This is a genomic window from Halobacterium yunchengense, assembly GCF_037031165.1.
In the GTDB taxonomy this organism is placed as follows: Archaea; Halobacteriota; Halobacteria; order Halobacteriales; family Halobacteriaceae; genus Halobacterium; species Halobacterium yunchengense.
This window is the reverse complement of the sequence record NZ_JAYEZL010000006.1, coordinates 40693-65236: the sequence shown is the minus strand read 5'-3', so window position 1 is coordinate 65236 and position 24544 is coordinate 40693. Positions and strand designations below refer to the sequence as shown.

Sequence of the window (24544 nt, the reverse complement as noted above, 5' to 3'; positions counted from 1 at the left end):
TTCTGAGGTGTACGCCCGCGACACTACCGGGCGACAATCTACTAGTAGGCTCAGCGAAAGTGAGATCGAGTACTAACCGTCGAGCACACCAGTCCCGATGTCCTTCCTCGGGATGGCATCAAGAGAGTAGAGAGGAACGTACAGAGTACGTCTATCGATCCGCATTCTAACTGGAGGAATTACCCGAGCAGACGTTGAGGCGATCGTCAAGAATGATAGCTGTGGTGCCTTCTTCTCCAGATACCTCAACTCGTATTCGGAGTGGCTCCCGTGAGGAGATACGTGTTGTTGGTTCCGGGAGCTCCCATTCGTACTGTTCAACATCAATCCCTGCGTCCGAGAGCAGCGTAATCACCTGCGTATCGAGCAAGAGCGGGAACAGGATTCGAGACCCGACGTGAAACGAACACGAGTTGCACGTGATTTCGACTGCTGGATCGCTACCGCTCGTGATAGCATCCTCTTGGACGTCGATCATCGTCGTATCTGCACAAAACGGGCATTGGCCGGCCGTAGCGGCTGCGAGATGGCGTTTACAGCGGCGATGGGCAACACGGGCTGCCTCCTCGTTGCTCCGATTGGTAAAGCCGTTCCTCGGAAACGGGTACGAGAATCCGATCCAGTCATCACAGGAGTCACAGTCAACAGAGAGAAACCCACGCTCGTACCTCCCAACCAGTATAGCGTGACAACAGGGGCATTCTGAATCGACGTCGAACCGCGTCTGCTCCATCTCGTGGTCAGGTTGGTGTGCGATGACCGCACGATAGAGCGCGGTCGCTGCCGCAGTCGGGACGTAGCCACCGTCAACTTTCCGAACGTACGCACCGCGAAGCTTCCCGAGATGATAATTGAATTTCCCGCTATCCGTGACGCCAACCGCGTCCATCAACTCCGCATACGGAATCGGGTCAGTGTACGCCGCTTCCCAATTGTCGAGCAACGCCACGAGAATGTCCAACCGGATGTCGTGACCGAGCAGTGAGAATGCCTCGCGCATCAAGGGCGGCTCTGCACGGTTATCTGTCATACAGCACAATCATGGCGAGTCCAACAAGGTTGTTCTGGATAGTCACGTCACCTGTTCTCAGTCTTGCTCGGCAGTGCCCCTGGTGAAATTGAGTTCGCAAAACGGCTACATACGGCCCACTACTAGCAATACTCGCTATGCCGCGTCACGATGCTGGAGACGACTACGGGCTGATTGTATATTTCCTAGTGTTACTCGGAACCATCTTTATCGGACCGCTGGAAGCCGTGCTTGGCTTGGCTGCCTACTGGCTCCTCACAGACGAAGATCCGGACACAGAGAGCCAAACTAGCGAGACTCGCTGAACGCCGGCAGCATCACTCTCTGTTCGACACACGGTCACCCGCCCAGAGATACTCCACAGCAGTGTCGGTGCGTACTGCCCGGTAGAATTCGTGGTGGTCCCGCCGGTCGTCTTCACGAGAAACGGCGACGTCCTGAAACGGCGGGACGAGACTGGCAGCTGTCCAGAAGGTCGGCCGGTCCTGCAGCTGGTAGTGGAGGTGTGGTTCACCGGAATGTCCTGAGTTGCCGCACTCGCCGAGGATCTCGCCTTGCTCGACGTGGTCGCCAGTGGCAACGACAACGCTGTTTTCCCGGAGATGCGCCAGGAGGCTGTACTCGCCACTGGTGTGCTTGATTACGACGTGATTGCCGCGAATGTCCCAGGTGCGCCACTCCAGCCAGCCACTCCCAGGGTGGGGGTGATCCCGAAGCCGGTCTTTCGTTTTCACGACAACCCCCGCAGCCGGCGCGCGTACCGGTTCGCCGAACGCGTAGTAGTTCTCCAATTTGGTTCCATTGCCGGTGTGAGTCGCACCGTTTTTGTCGGTGATGAGAAAGTCGTAGGCGTAACGTTGCGCGACGAGCATCCAGGAGTGTGAGGTGTCCTCGGTCACGCCGCCATTGATGACCGTCCATTCGCGGTCGTACGGGACTGACAGTGACGTGCTGGGAACGTGGCGCTCTCGGTTCGGGTAGTGCCGCCGGTATCGAACCATAGCGACTAGTTGCCCTCCAAACTGCAGGAGTTGTGTGAAAATTCCCCACGGGGTAACGCTCCAGCCGAGTGTGGAGACGATATAACGAACGCGCTCCCCAAGACTGGTCTCGTACGCATACCCGTGCGTCTGTTCATCACTCTCGATCGTTTGAAAGATCACCGGCAGGACGCCAGCGAGAAGGAAGAACACGACTGCAACCGAATCGAGGGGTTCCGTTTCCATCGCCACCACACCGAGGAGCATGAACCCGCCGACAATCACCCAGAAATTGAGATTGACGACCCACAGGAATGCACGGCGAAGCAACGACCACACGATTCGTATTTTCTCAGGTGGCTCTGTGAGTTGCGGCAGCCGGTCCATCAGTGATGTCGGGTACGGCTATCCCGTAATTAGGGATTTTGGGAAACTCAGTTCACATGAATGTTTTACGGAGAGCGGTCGTACCTCGTTGCTGATGTCGGAGATATTCATTCGCAAACAGGAGATCAAGGACGGGAAAACTGACGAACTTAGGGAATGGATTGACGACCTGTATAGTGAGGCAGAGGCCGACGAACAAGGCGTCAAAGAGATTTGGGCGGAGGAATCACTACACACGATTTCGCTGTTCATCGAGCACGCTGCGGATGCAAATTACTTCGTTTGGTATCTTGAGGCTGACTCGATGGAGCAACTCATTGAGGCGCGTGAAGCCTCGACGCATCCACTCCACGAGGTCGAAGACGCGATGATGGGGGATGTTTTAGTTAATCCGGCCGAGGCCGGTGAGTTCGAACCATTGTTGCATGGCGTCAGCGAAGACCGCCCCGACGAACTTACTATCCAACAGTTATCCGCACCCTCTCGATAGGTTCGACTGTCTACCCGACGGCTATTTTAGTCGGATAACACCTACTGAGCGGCTGTTGCACGAGAACCGCGGTGGAGAATACATCCGCTAAGAGGAGGAAGTATTACTCGGAATATCCCGTATGGGGCCTCAAACAGCCGGAAATACAGCATATCTCGTCCGCTACGAATCTACTAGTAGTTACTGTATTTGGAATGCCTCATCCTCCTGGATAGGCATGTCACCTGTTCCCAGTCTTGCTCGGCAGTGCCCCTGGTGAAATTGAGTTCGCAAAACGGCTACATACGACTCGCTACTAGCAATACTCGCTGTGCCGTGTCACGACTACCGCCGAAAGATATGTGTAAACCAGATGGCGCAGAAGATATCGCCCACAGCGGAAGAGTTTCGAGAAGCACAGGAAATCATTGAAAACTCGTTGACCAAGGCAGAAGCAGAGTTCTCGTTAGAACGAGACGTAATTATTGAGATCGGATTGGGTGGGCACGACGATATTGTTGAAATGTTTGATGGGGTGTACGGGTTTGCAAGTTACCCAAACGAAATCGAACTCAAATTTAACACGGCCGCAGAGAATTGGAGACAGTCGCTCAAATCGACAACCGTCCACGAGTACGCCCACGTTTGGGGATTCGAACAGCGCGGCCGAGAAAGCAGCAAAAAGTGGGAATACATCCTCGAAGAAGCCTTCACTCAGCATACAGCCAAACAGTTCGCCCCCGAGTACCAATCCCAGTGGTGGACGGAACATGGTACGCAAACCGTAGCTGCCTATTGGGAACAAGTGAAGGAGAACGAATTAGACCAAGACAGTGAAGACGCAGGCCCGCTCTTCATCAATTCTGACGACGAGGGATATTCTCTTGGACTCGGATACTCACTATCCTTTCAGATCGGGCAAGAACTCCTCGGAGAACACAAATTGAGTGATCTACTCACGCTTAGCAAATCAGAACTCGTCAGAGCTGGAGACAACCTGTACCAGCATGAAAGATAAGGGGGTGTGCTATTCAGAGGGACTCTCAATCACTCGTACTCCCAGTCCTGATACTCGGGACAGCCGCCCACGAACTCCCCGATATCGTCACACAAGTCTGTGACGATGATGTTGAGTGGATCGTCGGTGTCAATCCACGACTGTTCGCCAGCAGAACTCCCGTACTCGAGTTCGACGGTGACACAGTCCCGCGATGTCCCGTCGGTAGTGGTAGTCGCGTTTTCTTGCACCTACTCCCTCCGTCAGCTCTCACCGAGACGACGTACTCTCCAGGCTCGGCTTCCCACGTGCAATCGGGGACAGCTCCCGGGATCAACCGGCCTTGTTTCTCCGGAATCGCATGCGACGAAGTATGGACGACTCCGCCGTCTCGCTCCAGGCGAAGAGCGATCTCGTGGCTGCTATCAGTATCGTGGTTACCCACGGCTATCCAACCGACGGTTGTCGTTGGTGGTGAACCGCTCTCGAAGAAGCCAAGGCACCCCCAGAGGGTCGTCACCCCCAGGGTACCAACCGCACCGAGGACAGACCGGCGCCACAACCGCTGCGAATATGAAAACCCTAAGTATTGCTTTGGAGAACTGTCATTATGGGCGGCATTGCTGACCCCCGTGAACGGTATGATAACCTCATTGAGAAACAAAGAACAGAGGAGGTTGACGGGGAGACATTTATCGCACTCGGGGAGACCGAAGCATTCAGTGCCGGGTGGGTCGTTTCGGCGGTCGCATTAGATGATACTGAGCGAGTCCTCCTCGCCTACCACAGCGGCGACGGTTCGTGGCTCATCCCGGGTGGGAGCGTTCAACCTGGGGAATCACTCCACGAAGCCGTCGTCAGAGAGGTTCGTGAAGAAACCGGCGTATCGTCGTCAGAGAGGTTCGTGAAGAAACCGGCGTATCGGTGACGCCCGACCGACCGTACGCCATTGTAGAGAATATCGTTCAGCATAATGGTGATTCTCGCTCGTTCCTGTTTGTAATATTTTCAGCACGGGCAGAATCAACTGAGGTTGGAAACGAGCTGGGTGAACCCGGCGAGCCGATCGAGGATGCAGATTGGTTTGACAAACTCCCTGACGAGGTTTTTGAACGAGAAATTGCAGAACAAGTACTGAGACAAGTGCGAGAGTAAAAGTAACAGCATTGTCCCTGTTACCGCAGGATTTTGCATTCGAACTGAACGCTGGGTTCCATCGCCTCCAGACCTCGTTCGTAGAACGATTTTGGTACTGGAGGAATGTAGTACCATCCCGCGAGTCAACTGAAGACTCCCCCGAAAGAGACGCACAGAATGATTAACGGTTTCTGAGGCGGTCGATATACTCATGGGCTAGAGGAGGGGTGGATTGGTGGCGTTGGTACGTGGATACCAGGGAAACGATAGAGGAAACCGCGACGAGGGAGGTACATGAGGAAACTGACTTCGAGTGTACGGTTGTCGATGCGAATTTCGCTCCTTGGGAAACCATCGTGCTGGAATCCAACCTCGGGGAACGGTATTACATGCTAACGGTGGTTCTCGATGCGAGGTACGAGGGAGGAACAATCGCGGTTTGTGATGAAGAGATATTGGAAGTGAAGTGGTTTTCAGAGTCACTTGAAAAAATTGAGCGTTCAGGTATCGGGGCCCTCACAAAAGGATAAATCCGTCCGAGCAAAAAGGTCATACCGTAGTACATATAACTGGATAATATGACGGAATCGCTCACAGCCCTCTCCCAGCGCAATGAAGCGTTCTGGATTGGTTTGGCCCTGTTCCTCCTCAGCGTAATCACTCCTGAGTCCCTCCTACTCGGAGGAATCGGACTTTCGAGGCTCTTGATTATTGTCGGTGGAGGAATACTCTTGGTTCGCACTTTTGTGGGGTGCTATAGAATCCTCAAAACGACGGCAGTAGCGGGAGCAATCGGCTATCGGGAAGGCCAACACAACGGTCGATAGACTGTTCCCCTGTGCGTAGCGATGCGTGAGTACATCTGGGTTCGATTCCAGCGAATTCTTGACACCTGAGAAGCTAGAGAGCCGTCGCTTCGGGGGATTTCGGGGTGTGCGCCCGCGACACTAACGACCGACCTCATCCGTGGGCGGCGTGCCCCGTCGGCCGGGAAACCCTCGTGGCGGGCGGGCGGCTCCGGGAGGAGCCGCCAGATGGCGAGGCGGTGGAACCGCCGAGCCGGGAGAGGTCAGAGACCTCTCCGATCGCCGAGACGGCGTCAGCCGTCACGGCGGGGGCTTCCGGAGGAAGCCCCGAGTGTCGAGCCGGCGTCTGCCGGCCGGATGTCGCACGCCGGGGTTCTCCGAGCGGTCATCGCGTCCGCGTGGACAGACTCGGTCGGGGACGACGGCGCGCAGCGCGTGGTAGGCGCCCCGCCAGAAAGAGGGTTACGCCTCCGCGGCGTCGACGAGCGCGTACACCTGTTCTTTGCTCTCGCAGAGCCCGCAGACGCACTCGACGAGGCCGGCCGCCTGGAGTTCGTCGAGGGCGGCCGCGGCGTCGGCCTCGGAGAGGCGCGCCTCCTCGGCCACCTCGGCCGGGGAGAGCGGACCGCAGTTGTCGAGCACGACGCGCGCGAGCTTCGCCGCGCACGACAGCGCCTCGGACTCGCTCATCACCCCAGCGTACTCCACACGCGTCAAAAACCCTTCGTAAACCGGCGAGTAGGGCTGTCGTCGCGCAACGCTTACGCCGCGTGCCGTCCACGTCCCGCGCGATGACCGACATCGCCGTCCTCCGGCGCGGCGCGCACGGCCTCCCGACCAGCGAGTACGCGGCGGCCATCAGGGACCGCCTCCCCGGGTACGACGTCGCGCTCGCGCGGACGCCCCGCGACGAACGGGAGCTCGTCGCCGACGCGCGCGTGGTCACGGGCGTCGGCATCGACGAGGAGCTGCTGGCGCACGCGTCGGGCTTAGAGCTGTTCGCGTGCGCTTACGCCGGCTACGACCACCTGCCGCTGGACGCGCTCCGCGAGCGGGGCGTCGCCGTGACGAACGCCTCGGGCATCCACGCGCCGAGCATCGCCGAGCAGGTGCTCGGCTACGTGCTGGCGTTCTCGCGGCGGCTCCACGAGGGGTGGCGACGGAAGCGCAACCGCGAGTGGCGCCACTACCAGGCCTACGAGCTCCGGGGCTCGACCGTGACCGTCGTCGGCCTGGGCGCCATCGGGCACGCGGTCGTCGACCGCCTCGAGGGGTTCGGCGCGGACACCATCGGCGTCCGGTACACGCCCGAGAAGGGCGGTCCGACGGACGAGGTCGTGGGGTTCGACGCGGACGCCGTCCACGACGCGTTCGCGCGCACCGACTACCTCGTGCTCGCGACGCCGCTGACCGACGCGACCCGCCACCTCGTGGACGCCGACGCGCTGGCGACGCTGCCGCCGGAGAGCGTGCTCGTGAACGTCGCCAGGGGCGGCGTCGTCGACACGGACGCGCTCGTCGACGCGCTCCGCAGCGAGTCCCTGCGCGGCGCCGCCCTCGACGTCACCGACCCCGAGCCGCTGCCCGAGGACCACCCGCTCTGGGGCCTGGAGAACGTCCTCGTCACGCCGCACAACGCCGGCCACACGCCCGAGCACTGGCCGCGGCTGGCGGACATCCTCGCGGCGAACGTCCCGCGGCTGGACGGCGACGAGCCCCTCCAGAACCGGGTCGCGTAGCGGCCGACGCCCCACGGACTCAGCGCTCGACGTACCCGAGCCAGGCGAAGATGGCGCCGAACAGCGCGGCGAACGCGGCGGCGTACACGCCGACGACGGCGGCGTCGCCGCCCGCCCGGACGCCGTAGTACGCGAGTCCCGCGGCGAGCGCGAACGCGGCGGCGCCGAACGCGTACAGCGTCTTCGCGACGAGCGGGTGGCGGTCGCGGTCGGGCGGCGCCGCCTCGCTGGCTTCGAGCGCGGCGCGGACGCGGCCGGCGTCCGCCCGCGGCACGCCGAGTAGGCGGGGAGCGCGCGTCCCCCCTGCGCCCTCGTGGTAGCGCACGCGGAGGACTGTGACGGGGCCGACGTCGTAGCGAGAGACGGCGTCGACGGCGGCCAGCGGGACTTCCGTGCCGTTCGCCTCGAAGACGCCCTCGTCGGTGTCGACGCGTCCCTCGCTGCGGAGCGCCGCGCCGAGCGGGAGGCAGACGAGGGCGGCCCCGAACACGCAGACGCGGACGACGGTCGTCCCCGCGTCGAGCCACAGCGCCGCGCCGTACGCGGCCGCCCACGCGGCACTCGCGCCGAGGAGTTCGCGCGCGGAGAAGTACTCGCGGAGCCCCGGTTCGCGGCCCGCGAGCGCGACGTTCAGCGCGAGCCGCCGCGCGAACAGCACTGCGAGGCCGGCGGCGACCGCGAGCACGGCGAGCTCGCCGGCGAGCAGCGAACCGCCGAGCACGACCGCGCCGAGCGCGCCGACGAGGACGAACAGGCCGCCGACGGCCCCGACGGCGGTCAGCGTGAGGGAGTGGAGGAAGCGGCTTGTCTCGACGGTGTACGTCCACTCGACGAGAGTCACGGCGCGTGGTTCGCGCCCACAGTGCTTAAAACGGGTCGGGTGCCGGCGGCGCTCGAGACGAGTCGAGTCGGCGGGCCCTCCCGACGGGGCGTCTCAGAGCCAGCCCCGGTCGGCGAGCAGTTCGCCGTTCAGGAGGCTGGCGCCGGCGGCGCCGCGGATGGTGTTGTGCGCGAGGCAGTTGTACTGGACGCCCGTCTCCGTCTCCTGGATGCCGCCGGCGGCGACCGCCATGCCGTCGCCGAGCATCCGGTCGAGGCGCGGCTGGGGGCGCTCGGGCCGCTCGAACACCTCGACGAGGGGGTCCGGCGCGCTCGGCAGGTCGAGGGTCGGCGCTCGCTCGAAGGCCTCCGCGACGTCGGCGGGCGTCACCGACTCGGCGGTCTCCACGAACACGTTCTCCAGGTGGCCGTCGAGGGTCGGCACGCGGTTGCAGGACGCGGAGACCGTGGCGTCGTGCCACGCCACCTCGGCGCCCGTGAACTCGCCGAGGAGCTTCCGGGACTCCGTCTCCATTTTCGCCTCCTCGCCGCCGATGTGCGGGACGACGTTGTCCAGGATCTCCATCGAGGTCACGCCCGAGTAGCCCGCGCCGGAGACCGCCTGCAGCGTCGAGACGTGCACGCGCTCGAGGCCGAACTCGTCGAGGGCCGCGAGCGTCGGCACCATCGTGATGGTCGAGCAGTTCGGGTTCTTCACGAGCGCGCCGTCCCAGCCGCGCTCGTCGCGTTGCACCTCGATGAGGTCGAGGTGGTCGGCGTTCACCTCGGGGATCACGAGCGGCACGTCGTCGGCGACGCGCTCGTTGCTGGAGTTCGAGGACACGACGAACCCGGCCTCACAGAGGTCGGGTTCGACGCGCTCGCCGACGTCGGACGGCAGCGCGGAGAACAGGAGGTCGGTGTCGTCGGGGATCGCGTCCGGGTCGGTCTCCCGCATCGTGATGTCCGCGACGGCTTCCGGGACCGGGGTGTCGAGGCCCCACTTCGCCGCCTCGCGGTACGTCTCGCCCGCGCTCTGCGCGCTCGCCGTCAGGACCGACAGTTCGAACTCGGGGTGGCCGTCGAGCAGCTGTACGAACCGCTGGCCGACCGCGCCAGTGGCTCCGAGGACGCCTACGGTTGTCATACCCACCTCTCGGGTCCCGGCAGTGAAACCCCTTCGGGTGGTGGAAAAATCGGCGCGTACTCCCGCCGACGGGACCCGGGACGGCTACTCGCGTTTGTGCGTGATGTAGCCGGCGATGCGGTTGCGGACTTCCTTCGACTCCACGTTCGTCAGCTCGGTGACGGCCTCCTTGTTGTGCTCGAAGTCCTCGCGGCTGAACGCGTCCGGGTACCGCTCCATGAGGATGTTCCCGGTCTTCTTGACGTAGTCGGGCTTGATGGCCATACGGATCCGTTCTGCCGCCGCGCGTTAAAAGGATTCGTTTCGGCGCAGCCGTCCTCCGGTCCGCAGCGCCCCACAGCGCGCCTACCGCTCGAACGCGCCCGCGACGAGCAGCGGGAAGACGAGCGTCGCCTCCGCCTCGACCTGCGCGTAGTTGGTCTCCTCCTCGGCCTTGATCTTCCCCCAGGAGACCGCTTCCTCGGGCGGCGCGCCGGACAGCGAGCCGTCGCCCTCCATGCCCGTGGAGATGTAGACGGCGTAGTCGGCGCCGCCGCGGAAGAGGTTCGTCATGATGGCGTGGTGTTTCGGCACGCCCGCGCCCACCGAGATGAGGCCCGTGCTGTCCGAGAGCAGGCCGTGTTCGATGAGCCGGTCGTAGTCCTCGACGATCTCGATGCCGACGTCCGGGCCGGCGCCCTGCCGGTAGTAGTAGAGGAAGTTCCCGATCTCGGCGTCCGTCAGCGCCGGACAGAACACTGGCACGTCGTTGTCCGCGGCGTTCTTCAGGATGGATTCCTCGTCGTCGAGGGTCTCCCCGAGCTCCCGCGCGAACTCCGTGGGCGTGCGAACCTGCTCGTCGGCGAAGAAGTCGTCGAAGAAGTCGTAGAGGTACTCCTCGAGCCAGACGTACCGGTCCGAGGGCACGAAGATGTTGCCGAGCCGGTTGATGCCGCGCTCGCGCAGTTCGGCCTCGTCGGCGTCCCACTCACCCATCTTGAACGGCTTCGCGGTCTTGATGACGTCCTCGGTGAGCGACCCCGAGGTGGTGATGACGACGTCGACGTGGTTCTCCCGGACGAGGTGCGCGACGACCTCCCGGAGGCCAGAGGAGACGATGTTCGACGTCAGCGTCAGGTAGATGGTCGCGTCCTCCTCGCGCATCCGCCGGGTGATGTCGACGGCCTCCGCGAGGTGGGTCGCCTGGAAGCCGGTCGTCGCGTAGCTGTCCAGCAACTCGGAGAAGTCGAAGTCGCCGCGGAAGTCGTAGCCGCGGACGTCCTCGGTGTCCAGTTCCTCGTCGGACCCCGGGAGGACGTTCTCGCGCGTGTCGTCGCTCATGTGCCCCGGTACTGGCCGCGGCGATTTGAACGTCCCGACATCGGATAGCCAGCTGCGCTACTCGCCGTTCGCGCGCTCGACGTACAGGTCGTCCTCGCCGCGCGTCCACGTCAGGTGGTAGTGGGCGTCCGCCTCGTCTCCGGTGCTGGCGACGAACGGGTCGCCGTCCGCGTCTTCGAGCGTCCAGGAGACCGTCTCGCCGACCGGCACCTCGCGGTGGAACGCCGCGACCGGCCGGTGGGCCGCGCCGACGCCGACGCCGTTCAGGCCGGCGACGAACCGCGCGTCGACGTCGCCCTCGTTTGTCACCGAGAAGGACAGCCGCGCGGCGTCCCCGGGCTGGTCGGCCGCGAGCCCCCACTCCACGGTCGTCGGTGGTTCCGGCGCGGCCAGCCGCTCGCGCAGCCAGTCCGGCGCCGGCCACTCCTCGCTGCCGAGCGCGAACGCCGCGTGGCCGGCGCTCCGGGCGGGCGGCAGTTCGAACACCAGCCAGCCCTCGCCGCGGTCGCTGGTGTACCGGGTGTCGGTCTCGGACGCCCGCCAGAGCTGGCCGCCGCCGGTCTGCACGCCCGGCCCGAACACCTGGCCGCCGTACCGGAAGCCGAGGTCCGTCCGCGCCGGCGGGTCGCCGTCGGTTACGTCGACGCGGTAGAAGACGTACTGGGAGCCGGACTTCACGCCGACGGAGTCGACGCCGAGGACGGCGACGCCGTGCTGGTGGCGGTCGACGGTCGGGTCCAGGGACGCGTCGAACCCCGACGTCCGTTCGGTGGTCGGCGGCTCCGTGGTGGTGTCCGCGGCGGGACGGGCGGTCGTCCCGGCTGGCTCGGTCGTCGGCCCGTCGCTCGACTGGTCGAGGCAGCCGGCGAGCCCGGCGCCGAGCAGGCCGGCGGCGGACCCGAGGAGGGCGCGGCGGCGCATACCCTCCGGTTCCCGCGTGCGGTACAAGTGCTTTCCCCGTCCTACCAGCCGCCGTCGGCGTGCTCGCGGACCCGGGCCATCGCCTCGCGCTCGCGGTCGCTGCCCGCGGACTCGACGACGGACTCGAAGTACCGGAGGCGGTCGCGGAGCGCGTCGGTGTCGTAGGCCGCCACGCCGAGCCGCGACGCCGCGACGGTCGCCTCCACGACCGCGCAGAAGCCGCGGTCGACCGTGCGCGGCGACTCGCGCACCACCGCGCTCTCGACGGGGCGCAGCGCCCAGTGCTCGCGGCGCGTTCCCTCGTCGTCGTCCGCGCCGACGCGTTCGGCCTCGACCCGCGCCCACGCGTCCGCGGCGTCCGAGACCGGGTCCTCGCGCTCGAGGACCGAGAGCGCGGCGTCCGCGAACACGACGGGGTCGGCGACGAACTGCACGACGCCGCCGCCCTCGCGGAGGAAGTTCCGGCGCGTGCGCGTGTTCCCCCACGTCGTCGCCGTCGCGGGCTCCCCCTCGGTCGGCGCGTGGACGCCGAGCGCCGCGAGGTTCCAGCGGTCGTTCGGCCCGAGCGTCGCCACCACCGTCTCCGTGACGCCGGCGAGGTCGACCGGCCAGTCCGCGTCGCCGCCCCTACGCACGGACGGTCACCCCGCGTTCGAGCGCGACGAACAGCGCCGCGGCCGTGAGGTCCGCCGTCGTCCCGGGGTTGACGCCGCGGTCGACGAGGTCGGCGGCGAACTCGCGGACGCGGTCCGCGTCCGCGTCCTGCAGGTCGAGCGCGCGCTCGCGGACCTCCTCGGCGACGGCCTCGCCGTGCTGGGTCGCGACGAGCGTGTCCGGGGCCTCCGCGAGCAGCGCCAGGAACGCCTCGGCGGCGCGGTCCGCGACCGGGCCGTCGCCGGCCTCGACGCGCGCCGCCGCGCGGAACACGCGCGGGAACCCCTCGACCCACTCGCGGGCGTTCGCGTCGCGGTCCGCGCTCAGTTCCATGACGTCCGAGAGCGCGAGGCCGCGCTCGCGGACCGCCGGCACCGCGTCCGCGCCCCGCCGGACGTCCAGGTCGTCGACTCCCTCGGGCGGGTCCCGGACGGCGACGTCGGCGTGCTCGAACGCGCGGTAGAACGCCGCCGCGTCGTCGACGGTGGTGGCCTCGACCACCGCGGTCGCGTCCTCGCGGGCGAGGTCGCCGTCGCTCGCGCAGGCGGCGCGCACGAGCGGCGTCAACAGCAGCAGGCAGCCGAACTGCGTGTTCGTCCCGGACGCGTCGGCCATCCCCGCGACGGCGGTCTCGAGGGCGTCGCCGACCGGCCCGGACTCGGCGAGTTCGAGCCCCTCGCGCGCGCCGACCGCGCCCGCGAGGAACTGCTCGAAGCGCAGGCCCGGGACGTCCCGGCGGCGGTCGACGTTCCCGGGCTTCGGTTCGCCCGCGACCTCCAGCAGCAGCGCCAGCTGCGCGCGGTCGCTCGGCGTCACAGGAACCACTCCTTGACCGCGGCGTAGACGGGGCGGACGCGCCCGGGGTCGCGGCTCGGCCGGCCGACGCTCACCGCGTCCGCGCCGTACGCGAGGTACTCGAAGACGTCCTCGCGGCCGCGGACGCCGTTGTTCGCGACGACGAACAGGTCGGTGGCTTCGGCGACGTCGCGGACGACGCGGCGGGAGTCCATCGCGTCGACGTGGACGGCGTCCGCGCCCGCCCGCTCGACGGCCTTCGCGAGCGTCGGCAGGTGGACGCCGTCGACCTCCGCTCGCACCTTCACCGAGACGGGCGCGCCCTCGTCGGCGGCGGCGGCGACCTGCTCGCAGAGCCGGTCCGCGTCGCGGAGCAGCGACTCGCCGGCGCCGACCGCGCACATCTCGTCCTGCCGGCAGTGGGCGTTCACCTCGAGGATCGCGTCGTGGGCGGCACAGACCGCCGCGGCCTCGCGCAGCGGCTCGAGGCCGGTCGCGCGGACGTTCACGCCCGCGCGCAGGAACTCGTCGTCGAGTGCGGCGAGCTGGTCGTCGACGAACGCCACGGGGTCCTCGGGCAGGAACTCCTCGCGGTCGCGGTCGACCAGCTCGCGGGCGGCCTCGCGCGTCGGCCCGTCGACGGCGACGCCGCCGAGGAACGCCGCGCCGGCGGGGCGAGCGCACGCCTTCGCCCACTCGGCGTCGCTCTCGCCGCTGAGGCTGGCGAGCGCCACGCGCGGCGCGAACACTACGCCACCCCCTCGGGCTCGAGGTCCGCCACCGCGTCGAGCGCGCGCTCGCAGGCCCGCGCGACGCGCGCCGCGTCGGCCGCCTCGGCCATCTCGGTGTCCGTCCGCACGACCGGGCGGTCGAGGTCGGTCCCGTCGGCGTCGTCCAGCACGAACGCGTCCGCGAAGTCGTACGCCTCGGCGACGCCGGCGGTCGACGCCTCGTAGCCGACCGCCTCCATCAGCTTCGCCGCCGGCCCCGAGAACACCTCGTCCTCGACGAACGGCGAGACGGCGACCACCGCGGTCTCCTCGAGCGCCTCGCGGATTCCGTCGAGCGCGAGCATCGGCCCGATGCTCGTCACCGGATTGGAGGGGCCGACGATCACGGGACCGTCGCGGATCGCGTCGACGGCGGCGGGCGCGGCGGTAGCGGCGTCCGCGCCGCGGAACTCCACGTCCGTCACCTCGGGGTCGCCGCCTTCCGCGACCCAGAACGCCTGGAAGTGCAGTTCGCCGTCGGGCGTGTGGACGATGCTCGCGACCGGGTCGTCGCTCATCGGCACGAGGTCCACGTCGAGGCCGAAGGCGTCCGCGAGCGCGCGCGTCACCTCGGTCAGCGAGTACCCCTCGTCGAGGAGGCTGGTCCGGAGCGCGTGGACGGCGCGGTCGCGGTCGCCGATGAACATGAACTCCGACGCCGCGGAGAACCGCCGCCAGTCCGCGAGGTGGCGGCCCGCGGTCTGGCGGTCCCCGGGGAGGTACCGCGGTCCGTCGTCGAGGCCCGCCCGCTCGGAGAGCTCCAGGAGGTAGTCGTGGGTCGTCGCGGAGTCGTCGGCGATGCCCCACCACGTCTCGCGGTCGAGGACGCCGCCGCGCTCGAAGAGCACGGTGTCGACGTCGGGGCAGACCACGAGTCCGCCGAGTTCCACGTCGTCGCCGGTGTTCCCGACGACGGTCGCGTCGGCGGGGTCGAAGACGCCGGCGCTGCCAGCCAGCAGCTTCGGCGTGCCAGTGCCGCCGGCGAGGAACGTCGTCATACCCCGACGTGAGCGCGCTGTCCGGTAAACCCTTGCGTCACCGGCCGACCGCTGGACGGCTACTCGCCGGTGCTCTCGCGGGCCTCGTCCAGCCAGTCGGGCTCGGCGACGTCCGTCGAGCCCACGTCGACGTACCGCTGGTCGAGCCGGATGGTCGCCTCGCCGGTCTCGGTCTGGGCGGTCAGCTCGTAGGAGAACTGCTTCACGAGGCCGTCCTCGGTGATGTAGAGCCGCGCGGTGACGCTGGAGACGTTCTCCTCGCTGAAGTCCTCGAAGCCGGGCGCGGACCGGTTCAGGTCGCCGAACCCGTCGGCCTCGTAGACGTCGGTCTCCTCGCCGTCGACCGTCTCGGCCCCGACGTGCTCGAAGGAGAACCCGTTCACGAACTGCTGGATCTGTCCGCTCGCCAGCTGGGAGGTGTTCGTGGTCTGCTGGGGGACGGCGTACTGCGTCTCGTTCTCGGAGAGCGTGAGCCGCTGGTACGCGGTGCCGTTCCCGTAGCCGTACGTCTCCACGGTTCGGCCCTGCGCGTCCTGCGTCGAGAGGTACGCGCCCGAGGAGAGGTCGGCCGCCACCGAGGACGTCACGCCGAAGGACTGCTCGCCCTGCGTCTGGTTCGACGTGGACTCCAGCGTGAACGTCCCGGCCTCGCGGAGCACGGCCTCGTGGTTGTCCGCGACCGTCGCCGCGTCCAGCGGCGTCTCGTAGACGGCCGACCCGTCGCCGCCGTCGCCGCCGTCGCCGCCGCTCGCAGTGGTGGTCGCGTCGCCCGGTGCGGCGGTGGTCGCCTCCGGCGCCGTGGTGGTCGCCGAGCCGTCCCCGCCGGTGCTGCAGCCGGCCACCAGGAGGAGCGCGACGACCGCGACGGCCGCAATCTGCTTGCGCATACGGCGTGATTCGACGGGCGAGCGGAAAACACCTCCGGACCCCACAGTCTCTGTGGTGGTCTCCCACACCGAATCTCGCGTCCCCTGTGGTGGTCGCCAACGCCACACCGGCAACCGCTGCGGCGTCCCGACGGCCCGCCGTGCCGGTCCGAGACGGCCGCGGGTTTTTACCCGAGAACGCCGAACCGGGGGGTAATGACCACCATCAAGGACAGCGTCCACGACCACATCGAGGTCGGGGGCGTCGCCGCCGCCCTCCTCGACACGCCGCCCGTCCAGCGGCTCCGGCGCATCAAGCAGCTCGGGACGGTGGCGCTCGTCTACCCGTCGGCGAACCACACGCGCTTCGAGCACTCCCTGGGCGTCTACCACCTCGCCGACCGCGCGCTCGACCACCTCGGCATCGCCGGCCAGCGCGCCGAGCGCGTGCGCGCCGCGGCCGTCCTCCACGACGTCGGCCACAGCCCGTTCAGCCACAACGTCGAGGACGTCGTCCACCGACGCACCGGCAAGGAGCACGACGACGTCGACGAGCTCGTCACGGCGGGCAGCGTCGCGCGCGTGCTCGACGGCCACGACATCGACCCGGAGGCGGTCGCGCGGCTCGTCCGCGGCGACGGCGAGCTCGCCCAGCTGGTCGCCGGCGAACTGGACGTCGACCGCATGGACTACCTCGTCCGGGACGCCCACCACACCGGCGTCCCCTACGGCACCATCGACCACGGCCGGCTCGTCCGCGCGCTGCGGTTCGTGGACGGCGACCTCGTGCTCGGCGAGGGGAACGTCCAGACCGCGGAGAGCCTGCTGCTGGCGCGCGCGCTCATGAACCCGACCGTGTACAGCCACCACGTCGCGCGCATCAGCAAGTCGATGCTCCGCAGGGGGACGGAGGCCCTCCTGGACACCTCGGAGATCTCGGCCGAGCAGCTCCGCCGGATGGACGACCACGAGCTGTCGGTGGCGCTGCGGACCCACGACGCCAGCTCGCCGTTCGGCCGCCGGCTGGCCGACCGCGACCTCTTCAAGCGCGCGGTCTGGGCGGAGATGGGGGACGTCGACGACGACGTCCTGGAGGCGGACCACGACCGGGTCCGGGCCTACGAGGCCGACGTCGCGGCGGACGCCGGCGTCGAGGAGGCAGACGTCATCCTCGACGTGCCGGGGAAGCCGTCGATGCGGGAGTCGACCACCGGCGTCGTCGTGAACGGCGAGGTCCGGCGGCTGGACGAGCAGTCGACGCTCGTGAACGCCCTCCAGGTCGCCCAGCGCGAGCAGTGGCGCCTCGGCGTGTACGCGCCCGAGGACGCGGTCGAGGCGGTCGGGAAGGCCGCCGAGCGCGTGCTCGGCCTGGAGACGGCGGGCGCGCTCATCAGCGAAGTCGGCACGCCCGGGCGGTACGCGTCACTCACCGAGTTCGAGTGAAGCGTGGCCGAACGAAGTGAGGCCACGAACTGAGCGAGCGCCGCGCCGCCGCGTCGAGTAAGCTTCACGGGCCCGTAGCGTGAGGCCTGCGTATGGAACTGTCCGGGACGGTCCTCTGGGGCGAGGACTACGAGCCCGTGGAGGGCACGCTGGTGGTGGAGGACGGCGAGGTGGTTCGACTGGACGAGGAGCTCACGGACTCCGACGACGTCGTGTTGCCGGCGTTCGTGAACGCGCACACGCACCTCGGGGACTCCATCGCGAAGGAGGCGGGCCGGGGGCTGACCCTCGAGGAGCTCGTGGCGCCGCCGGACGGCCTCAAGCACCGCCTGCTGGCGGAGGCGAGCCGCGAGGACCTCGTCGAGGGGATGCGCCGCAGCCTGCGGTTCATGGAGGCGACCGGCACCGCGATGACCCTGGAGTTCCGCGAGGGCGGCGTGCCGGGCGTGCACGCGCTGCGGGAGGCGGCGACCGACGTGGACGTGGAGCCGTTCGTCTTCGGCCGGGACTCCGTGGACGTGCTGGACGTCGCGGACGGGTTCGGCGCGAGCGGCGCGGCGGACGGCGAGTTCGGCCGGGAGCGCAACGCCGCGCGGGACGCCGGGAAGCCGTTCGCGATCCACGCCGGCGAGGTCGACGCCTCGGACATCAACCCCGCCATCGACCTCGACCCGGACCTGCTCGTGCACATGGTGCACGCGGAGTCGCTGCACCTCGACCGCGTCGCGGACAACGAGATCCCGGTGGCGGTGTGTCCGCGGTCGAACCTCGTGACCGACGTCGGGCTGCCGCCCGTCGAGGACCTCCTGGAGCGGACGTCGGTGGCGCTCGGCACGGACAACGTGATGACGAACAGCCCGTCGATGTTCCGCGAGATGGCGTTCGCGAGCAAGCTCTTCGACGTCGACGCGCCCGACGTGCTGCGGATGGCGACGCGCGCCGGCGCGGCGGCCGTCGGCGCGAACTGCGGCGTCCTGGAGGCCGGCCGGGACGCGCGCGTGCTCGTGCTGGACGGCGACTCGGACAACCTCGCGGGCGTCCGCGACCCGGTGCGGGCGGTCGTGCGGCGCGCCGGCGCCAGCGACGTGAAACGCGTCGTGCTGCCGTGAGGCGCGCGCCGCGGGCCGGTTCCCGCCGCGCGGGCGGCCGCCCCGAAAGTTAAGCCCTCCCCCGACAGAGTGTAACACGATGGGGCGTTACGAGCGCATCCTCGTGCCGACCGACGGCTCCGAGGAGACGCGACAGGCGGTCGAGCACGCCGTCGACCTCGCCGAGGAGCACGGCGCGACGATCCACGCGCTGTACGTCGTGAACTCCGCGAGCTTCTCGAGTCTCCCGATGGAGTCGTCGTGGGAGAGCGTCGCCGCGATGATGAACGAGGAGGGCGCGGCCGCCCTCGACGACGTGGAGGCCATCGCCGACGAGCGCGGCGTGTCGGTCGAGCGCGCGCTCGTCGACGGCAGTCCGAGCCGCGAGATCGTGCGGTACGCCGAGGACGAGGGCTGCGACCTCGTCGTCATGGGGACCCACGGCCGCGGCGGCATCGACCGCCTGCTGTTGGGGAGCGTCGCGGAGAAGGTGGTGCGGTCGTCGACGGTGCCGGTGTTGACGGTTCGCGTCGACACCAGCGCGTAGGCTACGGTTCGGCGACCGGCCGGAGGTGCTGGCAGTCGCCGGCGTGGACGACGCGGCGGTCGCCGCCGGCTGTCTCGACGACGAGCGCGCCGTGTTCGGTGACGTCTACAGCGTCGCCGACGACGGCGCCGTCCGCCGTGTCGACGCGGACGCGCTCGCCGAGCGTCGCGGCGCGCTCGCGCCACGCGGCGAGCACGGCGCCGGGGTCGCCGCGCAGGGCGTCGAACCGCTCGAGCGCGCGCTGGACGAACGCGCGCCGGTCGACGTCGCCGGCCTCGGCGCGCACGCTCGTCGCGTCGCCCGCGAGGTCGGCGACGTCGACGTTGGCGTTCACGCCGACGCCGACGACCACCCAGGAGACGCGGCTGGCCTCGCCTTCCATCTCGGTGAGCACGCCAGCGAGCTTGTCGCCGCCGCGTTCGGGGGCGTCGGGGCCGGAGCGCGGGACGACGACGTCGTTCGGCCACTTGATGGCGGCGTCGACGCCGGCCTCGCGGGCCGCGTCGGTGACGGCGACGGCGGCGGCGAGCGTCAGCAGTGGCACGCGCGCGGGCGGCACGTCGGGCCGGAGCACGAGGCTCAGCCAGACGCCGCCCGTGGGCGACGACCACTCGCGGTCGCGGCGGCCGCGGCCGCCGGTCTGCCGGTCGGCGAGCACGACCGCGTCGCGCCGGCCGTCGGCGGCGAGTTCGCGCGCGCGGTCGTTCGTGCTCGCGACGGCGTCGTGGTACTCGACCTCGAAGGGCGCCTCGAGGCCGTACTCGACGGCGAGCCCGCCGTACTCGGGGACGCCGGCGAGCACGTAGCCGTCGTCGGTGCTGTCGACCGCGAAGCCGTCGTCGCGGAGGGCTTCGACGTGCTTCCAGACGGCCGCCCGGGAGACGTCGAGGGCGTCGGCGAGGGCGGGGCCGGTGACGGGGCCGTCGGCGAGCGCGTCGAGGACGGCGCGGCGCGTCTCGTTCATCGCCGGCCAGTACCGGCCGCACGCCCAAAAGCACCGCCGGTTCGGCGGAACACCCAAGTGAGTGGCTGAAACTGGTGAGAACCAGCGGTCTGGACACTATCTGACGCCAATCTGTTTTCAATTCTGATAATTACAGGATAGTTTATCTCGGTTATTTTCAGATAGATTGAATATATCACCCGGCTACTGGTCGAGTGGACGATGACAGAAAGCAAGTTCACCGCGTTCCTCAAGGACAACCCCCGGATGATCGGCGTGCTGTTCAGCCTGATGGTGTTCCTCTCCAGTACGGGCGCCGCGGCTGCGAGTGCAGGCTCGACGCTTTCCGGTCCTTAAGCGAGTTCGTTCTCCATCAGTTCGTCGGTCCAGACGAGTTCACCGTCGTACAGTACGGGCATGACGCTCAGATTGAAGAACGAACGGAGTTCTCCCGCCGAAACCCGGAACTCGTCGACCAGCCCCGAGTTCAGGTAGTGCTTGGTGTTCTCCTTGATGTGTGGGAGGTACAGCGAACCGATAGAGGACCGCGAAGTGGGATACCCATAGACCCGGACCGTGTAGCCGTCGCCTCGGTCGGTCAACTCGAGTGAGATCGGCGTCCCGTTGTCGTGCTGGACGAGCTGGAGCGTCCCGTCGCCGATGGTGATGTACTGGCTGCCGAGCAGCGTCACGTTCCGCGCGACGGACAGCCCCGCCTGCAGCGAGAAGCCGTTGTTCAGCAGGCGCGCGAGCGCCCGCCCCATCCGCACGGCGGGGTCGTTGCTGACGTTCGCGAGCGTGACGATGCCGCCGAAGCTGCCGCGCTCGACCAGCGCGTCCCCCTGCTCGTAGGACTTGCAGGCGTTCAGCAGGAACGCGTCGACGTTCACCTCGGCGAGCGTGCGCGCGTCGAACATCCCGTCCGCGCACTGGAAGCCGCCCTCGTCGACGTGCCCGATGTAGTGCAGGAAGTCCGTGTCCTTCCGGAGGACGTCGCCGAGTTCCTCGCCGTCCAGCTCGTAGTGGACGTCGATGTCGAACTCGAAGAGGTCCCGCGTGCCGTAGAACTCCTCGACGATGTCCTCGTCGTCCATGTCCGGCTCGTTGCAGACGATGTCGATGCTGATCGAGTCCCGTTCGCGGACCGGCCGGTCGAGCCGGCGCAGGTACGACTCGACGCGCGTCTTGCTCGCGCCGATCGGGAACCCCTCCGCGATCCACGCGTGCTCGATGGAGTCGGTCTCGCTGGGCTTCACGATGCCCTCGCCGTCCGTCTCGCCCTCCGAGGTGCTGCGGCCGCGCAGCGCCGTCCCGGCCGCCCGGTAGAACGACGCCAGCTCCTCTGGCTCCTCGTAGACGTCGGGGTCCTCGTCGTCGCTCGGGATGCGGACGGTGCCGAGTTCCGCGGCGACGAACGGCAGCGCCTCCACGTGCGCCGGGTCGGGTTCGACGTCCGCGGTGAGCTTCCACTTCGGGAAGTGCGGTTCGGTCACCTCGTAGGGGACGCCGAGGTACGTCCGCAGCCGCTCGGCGAACGACGCGTCGTAGGCGGCCGCGAGGTCGAACTCCAGGTCGGCCTCGACCGCGCGGCGCTCGTGGAGGTCGACGGGGTAGAACCCCTCGGTGCGCGTGACGCAGTCCAGCAAGAACACGTGCTTCAGGAGCGTGGACACCTCGCGCTCGAACCCGCGGTCCGTCTCGAGGTCGTACCGGTAGCCGCCCACGTCGAGCACGCGCTCCTCGCCGGGGACGACGTCCGCGCCGAGGTAGTACGCGAGCGTGCTCACGCGGTAGAGGTCCGCGTAGTCCCGCGGGATCTCGATGGCGACGTCCGTCTCCGGGCGCTCGAACGCCTCGGGCGCGTCGAAGCCGTCGCCGCGCTCGACGAGCGGCGGGTGGCCGCGCAGCGTCGGGAACGACCGCTCGGGCGACGTGGTCTTCAGCGCCGACCCCGTGAGCGCGACGGCGCGCATCGCGTCCTCGACGTCGTCCCCGATGGTGATGGTGCCCGCGGGGGACTCGTGCAGCGACCGCGCGCCCAGCGAGACGTCCGTGGCCTCGCCGAAGTCCACGTACGTCGTGTTCGCCTCGCGGCGCACCGCCACCGCGCTGTCCGCGGCCGCCTGCAGTTTCATCGGACCGACGTCGATGTCGATGGAGTACCAGTCCGCCGGGTACTCCGCGAGCTGCTGGTTCGCGGACTCGCCGACCATCGCCTCGTCGGCCGACCACAGGAAGACGTTCACGAGCCGCGGGATCTCCAGCTCCCGGACGGTGACCGTGACCGCGCTGTCGACCGGCAGCACGAACTGCCCGGGGTCGGCGTCGACCGGGTCGACGACGCGGTCCGTGTACAGTTCGAACTGCGAGTTCTCGATTGGGTCCCGCACCTGGATGCCGTGGGGGTCGACCAGCGGTTCGAAGGACGGCTTCATCGCGGCGACCGCCTCCCCGACTGGTGCCCTGGCGTCCTCGCCGTCACTGTGCCGGAGGGGAGGGCTGCGAGCGGGTTAACCGACTCGGTGTGGCACTCCCGCGACCCCGACCGTCGGCTCGCGTCCGACCCCGACCGCCGGCTCGGCCCCCACCAGCGCGACGCCGGCGCGGGGACCGCGAGCGACCGACGCAGTAGCGTTGCTGACACGTCAACGTCGCTCGCTCGGTCGTCGCGGGACGACGACGGCCCCCGTGTCATCGTGTCACAGAGGGAGACCACCGGTGATAAAAATTCGGGCGTCAGTCCACGACGACGAGCACGTCGCCCATGTCGACGCTGTCGCCCTCGGAGACGGCGACCTGCGTGACCGTACCGCCGTGCGAGGCGACCACGTCGTTCTCCATCTTCATCGCCTCCAGCACCACGAGCACGTCCCCGGGTTCGACCTCGTCGCCCTCCGCGACGTCCACGGAGAGGATGGTGCCCTGCATCTCCGACTCGACGGTCTCGCCGCTGCCCTCGACGACGGTCTCCGAGCCGCCGCTGTCGCCCGCCGACTCGGGGCGTTGGCCGCCGCTCTCCCCGCCGCTGCCGCCGCCGGCCGCGAGCTGCGCGGCGCCGCGCTCCTCGAGGTTCACCTCGAAGCGCTTGCCGTTGACCTCCACGGTGAAGTCGCGCTCGACGACGTCCTCGTCGGCCTCGCTGGCCGCAGTCTCGGTGCCCCAGCGCTGCTGGGCCTCCTCGACGCGCTCGGGGTCGAGGTGGTCGTCGAGGTACTTCGTGGTGTGTGTCCCCGCCGTGAACTCCTCGTCCGTGAGCATCAGGCGGTGGAACGGCACGATGGTCGGGATGCCCGCGACGTCGTACTCCGCGAGCGCGCGCTCGGAGCGCGTCAGACACTCCTCGCGGTCGCTCCCCCAGACGACGAGCTTCGCGACCATCGAGTCGTAGTCGGTGACCAGGTCGTCGCCCTGCCGGAGCGCGTCGTCGACGCGCACGCCGATGCCGCCCGGCGGGTCGTACGTCTCCAGGCGGCCGCCGGTCGCGGGCGCGAAGTCGTCGGCGGCGTTCTCCGCGTTGATGCGGTACTCGACGGCGTGGCCGTCCAGTTCGACGTCGTCCTGGGCGAACGTCAGCTCCTCGCCGGCCGCGACCCGGAGCTGCCACTTCACGATGTCGATGCCGGTCAGCTCCTCCGTGACGGTGTGCTCGACCTGGATGCGCGTGTTCACCTCGAGGAAGTAGAAGTCCGTCTCCGGGCCGAGCAGTTCGCCCGCCTCGCGCTCGGGGTCCTCCTCGACGAGGAACTCGAAGGTGCCGGCGTTCGTGTAACCGGCCGCGTCGGCGCCGCGGCGCGCCGCCTCACCGATCTGCTCGCGGAGCTCGTCCGTGAGCGCGGGGCTCGGGCCCTCCTCGATGACCTTCTGGTGGCGGCGCTGCAGGCTGCAGTCGCGCTCGCCGAGGTGCCGGACGTTGCCGTGCTCGTCGGCGACGATCTGGACCTCGACGTGCCGCGGGTTCTCGAGGTACCGCTCGAGGTAGACGTTGGCGTTGTCGAAGTACGCCTCGCCCTCGCGCTGCGCGGACTCGAACTGCTCGTCGGCCTCCCCGGGGTCGCGGACGATCTTCATGCCGCGGCCGCCGCCGCCGCCCTCGGCCTTGATGGCGACGGGGTAACCGTGCTCGTCGCCGAACTCGCGGACCTCCTCGGCGGACTCCGCGGGGTCGGTGGTCCCCGGGACGATGGGGACGTCGGCGTCCCGCATCGTCTTCCGGGCGGACGTCTTCTCGCCGAGCTGGGCCATCGAGTCGCTGGACGGCCCGACCCACGTCACGCCCTCGGTGGCCTCGACCGTCGAGGCGAACTCCGCGTTCTCCGCGAGGAAGCCGTAGCCGGGGTGGACCGCGTCGGCGCCCGACTGGACGGCGGCGTCGACGATGGCCTCGTGGTCGAGGTAGGAGTCCGCCGCGCGCGCGGGGCCGACGTTGTACGCCTCGTCGGCGTACCGCACGTGCCCGGAGTGTTTGTCGGCGTCGCTGTAGACGGCGACCGTCTCGATTCCGAGTTCCTCGCACGCCCGCATCACGCGGACGGCGATTTCGCCGCGGTTCGCGACGAGGACCTTCTCGAACATTCCTGCCGGTGGCTTCTGCCGAAGCCCTACTCATACCTTCGGTTCGGGACGACCGGCTCGCCGCCGCCGTCGGTCGCGCTCGTGTCACGCCGAACCGGACGCCGCCGGGCGTTCGA

The 24544-nt window shown here is 68.1% G+C and carries 27 protein-coding genes; 10 read left to right on the top strand and 17 right to left on the bottom strand.

Annotation, left to right across the window (positions count from 1 at the left end):
- Positions 1–166: 166 nt before the first annotated feature.
- Both U5911_RS14555 and U5911_RS14550 read right to left on the bottom strand, forming a co-directional pair.
- On the bottom strand, positions 167–1030 hold the full coding sequence (locus U5911_RS14555; RefSeq protein ID WP_336037783.1) for a winged helix-turn-helix domain-containing protein: 864 nt from the start codon (positions 1028–1030) through the stop codon (positions 167–169).
- 317 nt (positions 1031–1347) lie between these two features.
- Entirely contained in the window at positions 1348–2397 is a 1050-nt protein-coding gene (locus U5911_RS14550) for a M23 family metallopeptidase (protein WP_336037782.1), read from the bottom strand.
- Positions 2398–2491: 94 nt separating this feature from the next.
- On the opposite strand from U5911_RS14550, the gene U5911_RS14545 reads away from it, so the two are divergent.
- Together U5911_RS14545 and U5911_RS14540 are read left to right on the top strand one after the other, a co-directional pair.
- A complete protein-coding gene (locus U5911_RS14545) occupies positions 2492–2887 on the top strand; it encodes a DUF6176 family protein (protein ID WP_336037781.1) in 396 nt (131 codons plus the stop codon).
- A 352-nt stretch (positions 2888–3239) separates the two neighbouring features.
- Entirely contained in the window at positions 3240–3884 is a 645-nt protein-coding gene (locus U5911_RS14540) for a DUF2268 domain-containing putative Zn-dependent protease (RefSeq protein WP_336037780.1), read from the top strand.
- A gap of 29 nt (positions 3885–3913) precedes the next feature.
- On the opposite strand, the gene U5911_RS14535 is transcribed toward U5911_RS14540, so the two are convergent.
- Positions 3914–4114 (bottom strand): hypothetical protein, encoded by a 201-nt coding sequence (locus U5911_RS14535; RefSeq protein ID WP_336037779.1) that lies wholly within the window; start codon positions 4112–4114, stop codon positions 3914–3916.
- Positions 4115–4473: 359 nt separating this feature from the next.
- On the opposite strand from U5911_RS14535, the gene U5911_RS14530 reads away from it, so the two are divergent.
- The 3 genes from U5911_RS14530 to U5911_RS14520 all read left to right on the top strand — a co-directional run bounded on the left by U5911_RS14530 (position 4474) and on the right by U5911_RS14520 (position 5827).
- Positions 4474–4791, top strand: a complete 318-nt coding sequence (locus U5911_RS14530; protein ID WP_336037778.1) for an NUDIX domain-containing protein — start codon at positions 4474–4476, stop codon at positions 4789–4791.
- Positions 4792–5248: 457 nt separating this feature from the next.
- Complete coding sequence (locus tag U5911_RS14525) at positions 5249–5530, top strand: NUDIX domain-containing protein (RefSeq protein WP_336037777.1); 282 nt, start codon at positions 5249–5251, stop codon at positions 5528–5530.
- A gap of 48 nt (positions 5531–5578) precedes the next feature.
- Entirely contained in the window at positions 5579–5827 is a 249-nt protein-coding gene (locus U5911_RS14520; RefSeq protein ID WP_336037776.1) for a hypothetical protein, read from the top strand.
- A 441-nt stretch (positions 5828–6268) separates the two neighbouring features.
- Here U5911_RS14520 and U5911_RS14515 read toward each other — a convergent pair whose 3' ends face one another.
- On the bottom strand, positions 6269–6496 hold the full coding sequence (locus tag U5911_RS14515; RefSeq protein WP_336037775.1) for a hypothetical protein: 228 nt from the start codon (positions 6494–6496) through the stop codon (positions 6269–6271).
- A 101-nt stretch (positions 6497–6597) separates the two neighbouring features.
- On the opposite strand from U5911_RS14515, the gene U5911_RS14510 reads away from it, so the two are divergent.
- Positions 6598–7545 (top strand): D-2-hydroxyacid dehydrogenase, encoded by a 948-nt coding sequence (locus U5911_RS14510; RefSeq protein WP_336037774.1) that lies wholly within the window; start codon positions 6598–6600, stop codon positions 7543–7545.
- Between the two features lie 19 nt (positions 7546–7564).
- Here U5911_RS14510 and U5911_RS14505 read toward each other — a convergent pair whose 3' ends face one another.
- The 10 genes from U5911_RS14505 to U5911_RS14460 form a co-directional block, all read right to left on the bottom strand.
- A complete protein-coding gene (locus U5911_RS14505) occupies positions 7565–8386 on the bottom strand; it encodes a hypothetical protein (RefSeq protein WP_336037773.1) in 822 nt (273 codons plus the stop codon).
- Positions 8387–8479: 93 nt separating this feature from the next.
- On the bottom strand, positions 8480–9511 hold the full coding sequence (gene asd, locus U5911_RS14500; protein WP_336037772.1) for an aspartate-semialdehyde dehydrogenase: 1032 nt from the start codon (positions 9509–9511) through the stop codon (positions 8480–8482).
- 84 nt (positions 9512–9595) lie between these two features.
- A complete protein-coding gene (locus U5911_RS14495) occupies positions 9596–9775 on the bottom strand; it encodes a 30S ribosomal protein S17e (RefSeq protein WP_336037771.1) in 180 nt (59 codons plus the stop codon).
- 81 nt (positions 9776–9856) lie between these two features.
- Positions 9857–10831: a deoxyhypusine synthase gene (locus tag U5911_RS14490; protein WP_336037770.1), complete on the bottom strand. Its 975-nt coding sequence runs from the start codon at positions 10829–10831 to the stop codon at positions 9857–9859.
- 57 nt (positions 10832–10888) lie between these two features.
- Complete coding sequence (locus U5911_RS14485; RefSeq protein WP_336037769.1) at positions 10889–11752, bottom strand: hypothetical protein; 864 nt, start codon at positions 11750–11752, stop codon at positions 10889–10891.
- 41 nt (positions 11753–11793) lie between these two features.
- Positions 11794–12387, bottom strand: coding sequence for a DUF447 domain-containing protein (locus U5911_RS14480; protein ID WP_336037768.1), 594 nt, complete (start codon positions 12385–12387; stop codon positions 11794–11796).
- Positions 12380–13222, bottom strand: a complete 843-nt coding sequence (locus U5911_RS14475) for a triphosphoribosyl-dephospho-CoA synthase (RefSeq protein WP_336037767.1) — start codon at positions 13220–13222, stop codon at positions 12380–12382. The genes U5911_RS14480 and U5911_RS14475 overlap by 8 nt, the downstream gene beginning before the upstream one ends.
- The gene (locus U5911_RS14470; RefSeq protein ID WP_336037766.1) at positions 13219–13950 is read right to left on the bottom strand and encodes a tRNA-dihydrouridine synthase; all 732 of its coding nucleotides are present in this window, start codon (positions 13948–13950) and stop codon (positions 13219–13221) included. The genes U5911_RS14475 and U5911_RS14470 overlap by 4 nt, the downstream gene beginning before the upstream one ends.
- Positions 13950–14969, bottom strand: a complete 1020-nt coding sequence (gene cofD / locus U5911_RS14465; protein ID WP_336037765.1) for a 2-phospho-L-lactate transferase — start codon at positions 14967–14969, stop codon at positions 13950–13952. The genes U5911_RS14470 and cofD overlap by 1 nt, the downstream gene beginning before the upstream one ends.
- 59 nt (positions 14970–15028) lie before the next feature.
- Positions 15029–15856, bottom strand: a complete 828-nt coding sequence (locus tag U5911_RS14460) for a DUF7537 family lipoprotein (RefSeq protein ID WP_336037764.1) — start codon at positions 15854–15856, stop codon at positions 15029–15031.
- 195 nt (positions 15857–16051) lie between these two features.
- Here U5911_RS14460 and U5911_RS14455 point away from each other — a divergent pair, with 195 nt between their 5' ends.
- The 3 genes from U5911_RS14455 (at position 16052) to U5911_RS14445 (ending at position 18913) form a co-directional block, all read left to right on the top strand.
- Positions 16052–17278, top strand: a complete 1227-nt coding sequence (locus U5911_RS14455; protein ID WP_336037763.1) for an HD domain-containing protein — start codon at positions 16052–16054, stop codon at positions 17276–17278.
- 92 nt (positions 17279–17370) lie between these two features.
- Positions 17371–18387 carry an amidohydrolase family protein gene (locus tag U5911_RS14450; protein WP_336037762.1) on the top strand — a complete coding sequence of 339 codons (1017 nt, stop codon included), beginning with the start codon at positions 17371–17373 and terminating at the stop codon, positions 18385–18387.
- 79 nt (positions 18388–18466) lie between these two features.
- A complete protein-coding gene (locus tag U5911_RS14445) occupies positions 18467–18913 on the top strand; it encodes a universal stress protein (protein WP_336037761.1) in 447 nt (148 codons plus the stop codon).
- Between the two features lies 1 nt (position 18914).
- On the opposite strand, the gene U5911_RS14440 is transcribed toward U5911_RS14445, so the two are convergent.
- Positions 18915–19877, bottom strand: a complete 963-nt coding sequence (locus U5911_RS14440; RefSeq protein WP_336037760.1) for a biotin--[acetyl-CoA-carboxylase] ligase — start codon at positions 19875–19877, stop codon at positions 18915–18917.
- Positions 19878–20078: 201 nt separating this feature from the next.
- Between U5911_RS14440 and U5911_RS14435 the strand changes: the two genes are divergently transcribed.
- Positions 20079–20213 (top strand): DUF7503 family protein, encoded by a 135-nt coding sequence (locus tag U5911_RS14435; protein ID WP_336037759.1) that lies wholly within the window; start codon positions 20079–20081, stop codon positions 20211–20213.
- Here the strand turns inward: U5911_RS14435 and U5911_RS14430 are convergent.
- Both U5911_RS14430 and U5911_RS14425 read right to left on the bottom strand, forming a co-directional pair.
- Positions 20210–22291 (bottom strand): hypothetical protein, encoded by a 2082-nt coding sequence (locus tag U5911_RS14430; protein ID WP_336037758.1) that lies wholly within the window; start codon positions 22289–22291, stop codon positions 20210–20212. The genes U5911_RS14435 and U5911_RS14430 overlap by 4 nt on opposite strands.
- Before the next feature lie 301 nt (positions 22292–22592).
- Positions 22593–24428 carry an acetyl-CoA carboxylase biotin carboxylase subunit gene (locus U5911_RS14425; RefSeq protein ID WP_336037757.1) on the bottom strand — a complete coding sequence of 612 codons (1836 nt, stop codon included), beginning with the start codon at positions 24426–24428 and terminating at the stop codon, positions 22593–22595.
- Between the last annotated feature and the right edge of the window lie 116 nt (positions 24429–24544).

Bases quoted from the DNA above. Each gene is read 5' to 3' on its own strand.
- U5911_RS14550 (WP_336037782.1), bottom strand. From the start codon at position 2,397: ATGGACCGGCTGCCGCAACTCACAGAGCCACCTGAGAAAATACGAATC.
- U5911_RS14530 (WP_336037778.1), top strand. From the start codon at position 4,474: ATGGGCGGCATTGCTGACCCCCGTGAACGGTATGATAACCTCATTGAG.
- U5911_RS14495 (WP_336037771.1), bottom strand. From the start codon at position 9,775: ATGGCCATCAAGCCCGACTACGTCAAGAAGACCGGGAACATCCTCATG.
- U5911_RS14540 (WP_336037780.1), top strand. From the start codon at position 3,240: ATGGCGCAGAAGATATCGCCCACAGCGGAAGAGTTTCGAGAAGCACAG.
- U5911_RS14510 (WP_336037774.1), top strand. From the start codon at position 6,598: ATGACCGACATCGCCGTCCTCCGGCGCGGCGCGCACGGCCTCCCGACC.
- U5911_RS14515 (WP_336037775.1), bottom strand. From the start codon at position 6,496: ATGAGCGAGTCCGAGGCGCTGTCGTGCGCGGCGAAGCTCGCGCGCGTC.
- U5911_RS14430 (WP_336037758.1), bottom strand. From the start codon at position 22,291: ATGAAGCCGTCCTTCGAACCGCTGGTCGACCCCCACGGCATCCAGGTG.
- U5911_RS14445 (WP_336037761.1), top strand. From the start codon at position 18,467: ATGGGGCGTTACGAGCGCATCCTCGTGCCGACCGACGGCTCCGAGGAG.
- asd (WP_336037772.1), bottom strand. From the start codon at position 9,511: ATGACAACCGTAGGCGTCCTCGGAGCCACTGGCGCGGTCGGCCAGCGG.
- U5911_RS14555 (WP_336037783.1), bottom strand. From the start codon at position 1,030: ATGACAGATAACCGTGCAGAGCCGCCCTTGATGCGCGAGGCATTCTCA.
- U5911_RS14455 (WP_336037763.1), top strand. From the start codon at position 16,052: ATGACCACCATCAAGGACAGCGTCCACGACCACATCGAGGTCGGGGGC.
- U5911_RS14520 (WP_336037776.1), top strand. From the start codon at position 5,579: ATGACGGAATCGCTCACAGCCCTCTCCCAGCGCAATGAAGCGTTCTGG.
- U5911_RS14490 (WP_336037770.1), bottom strand. From the start codon at position 10,831: ATGAGCGACGACACGCGCGAGAACGTCCTCCCGGGGTCCGACGAGGAA.
- U5911_RS14485 (WP_336037769.1), bottom strand. From the start codon at position 11,752: ATGCGCCGCCGCGCCCTCCTCGGGTCCGCCGCCGGCCTGCTCGGCGCC.
- U5911_RS14450 (WP_336037762.1), top strand. From the start codon at position 17,371: ATGGAACTGTCCGGGACGGTCCTCTGGGGCGAGGACTACGAGCCCGTG.
- U5911_RS14425 (WP_336037757.1), bottom strand. From the start codon at position 24,428: ATGTTCGAGAAGGTCCTCGTCGCGAACCGCGGCGAAATCGCCGTCCGC.
- U5911_RS14545 (WP_336037781.1), top strand. From the start codon at position 2,492: ATGTCGGAGATATTCATTCGCAAACAGGAGATCAAGGACGGGAAAACT.
- U5911_RS14460 (WP_336037764.1), bottom strand. From the start codon at position 15,856: ATGCGCAAGCAGATTGCGGCCGTCGCGGTCGTCGCGCTCCTCCTGGTG.
- cofD (WP_336037765.1), bottom strand. From the start codon at position 14,969: ATGACGACGTTCCTCGCCGGCGGCACTGGCACGCCGAAGCTGCTGGCT.
- U5911_RS14435 (WP_336037759.1), top strand. From the start codon at position 20,079: ATGACAGAAAGCAAGTTCACCGCGTTCCTCAAGGACAACCCCCGGATG.
- U5911_RS14440 (WP_336037760.1), bottom strand. From the start codon at position 19,877: ATGAACGAGACGCGCCGCGCCGTCCTCGACGCGCTCGCCGACGGCCCC.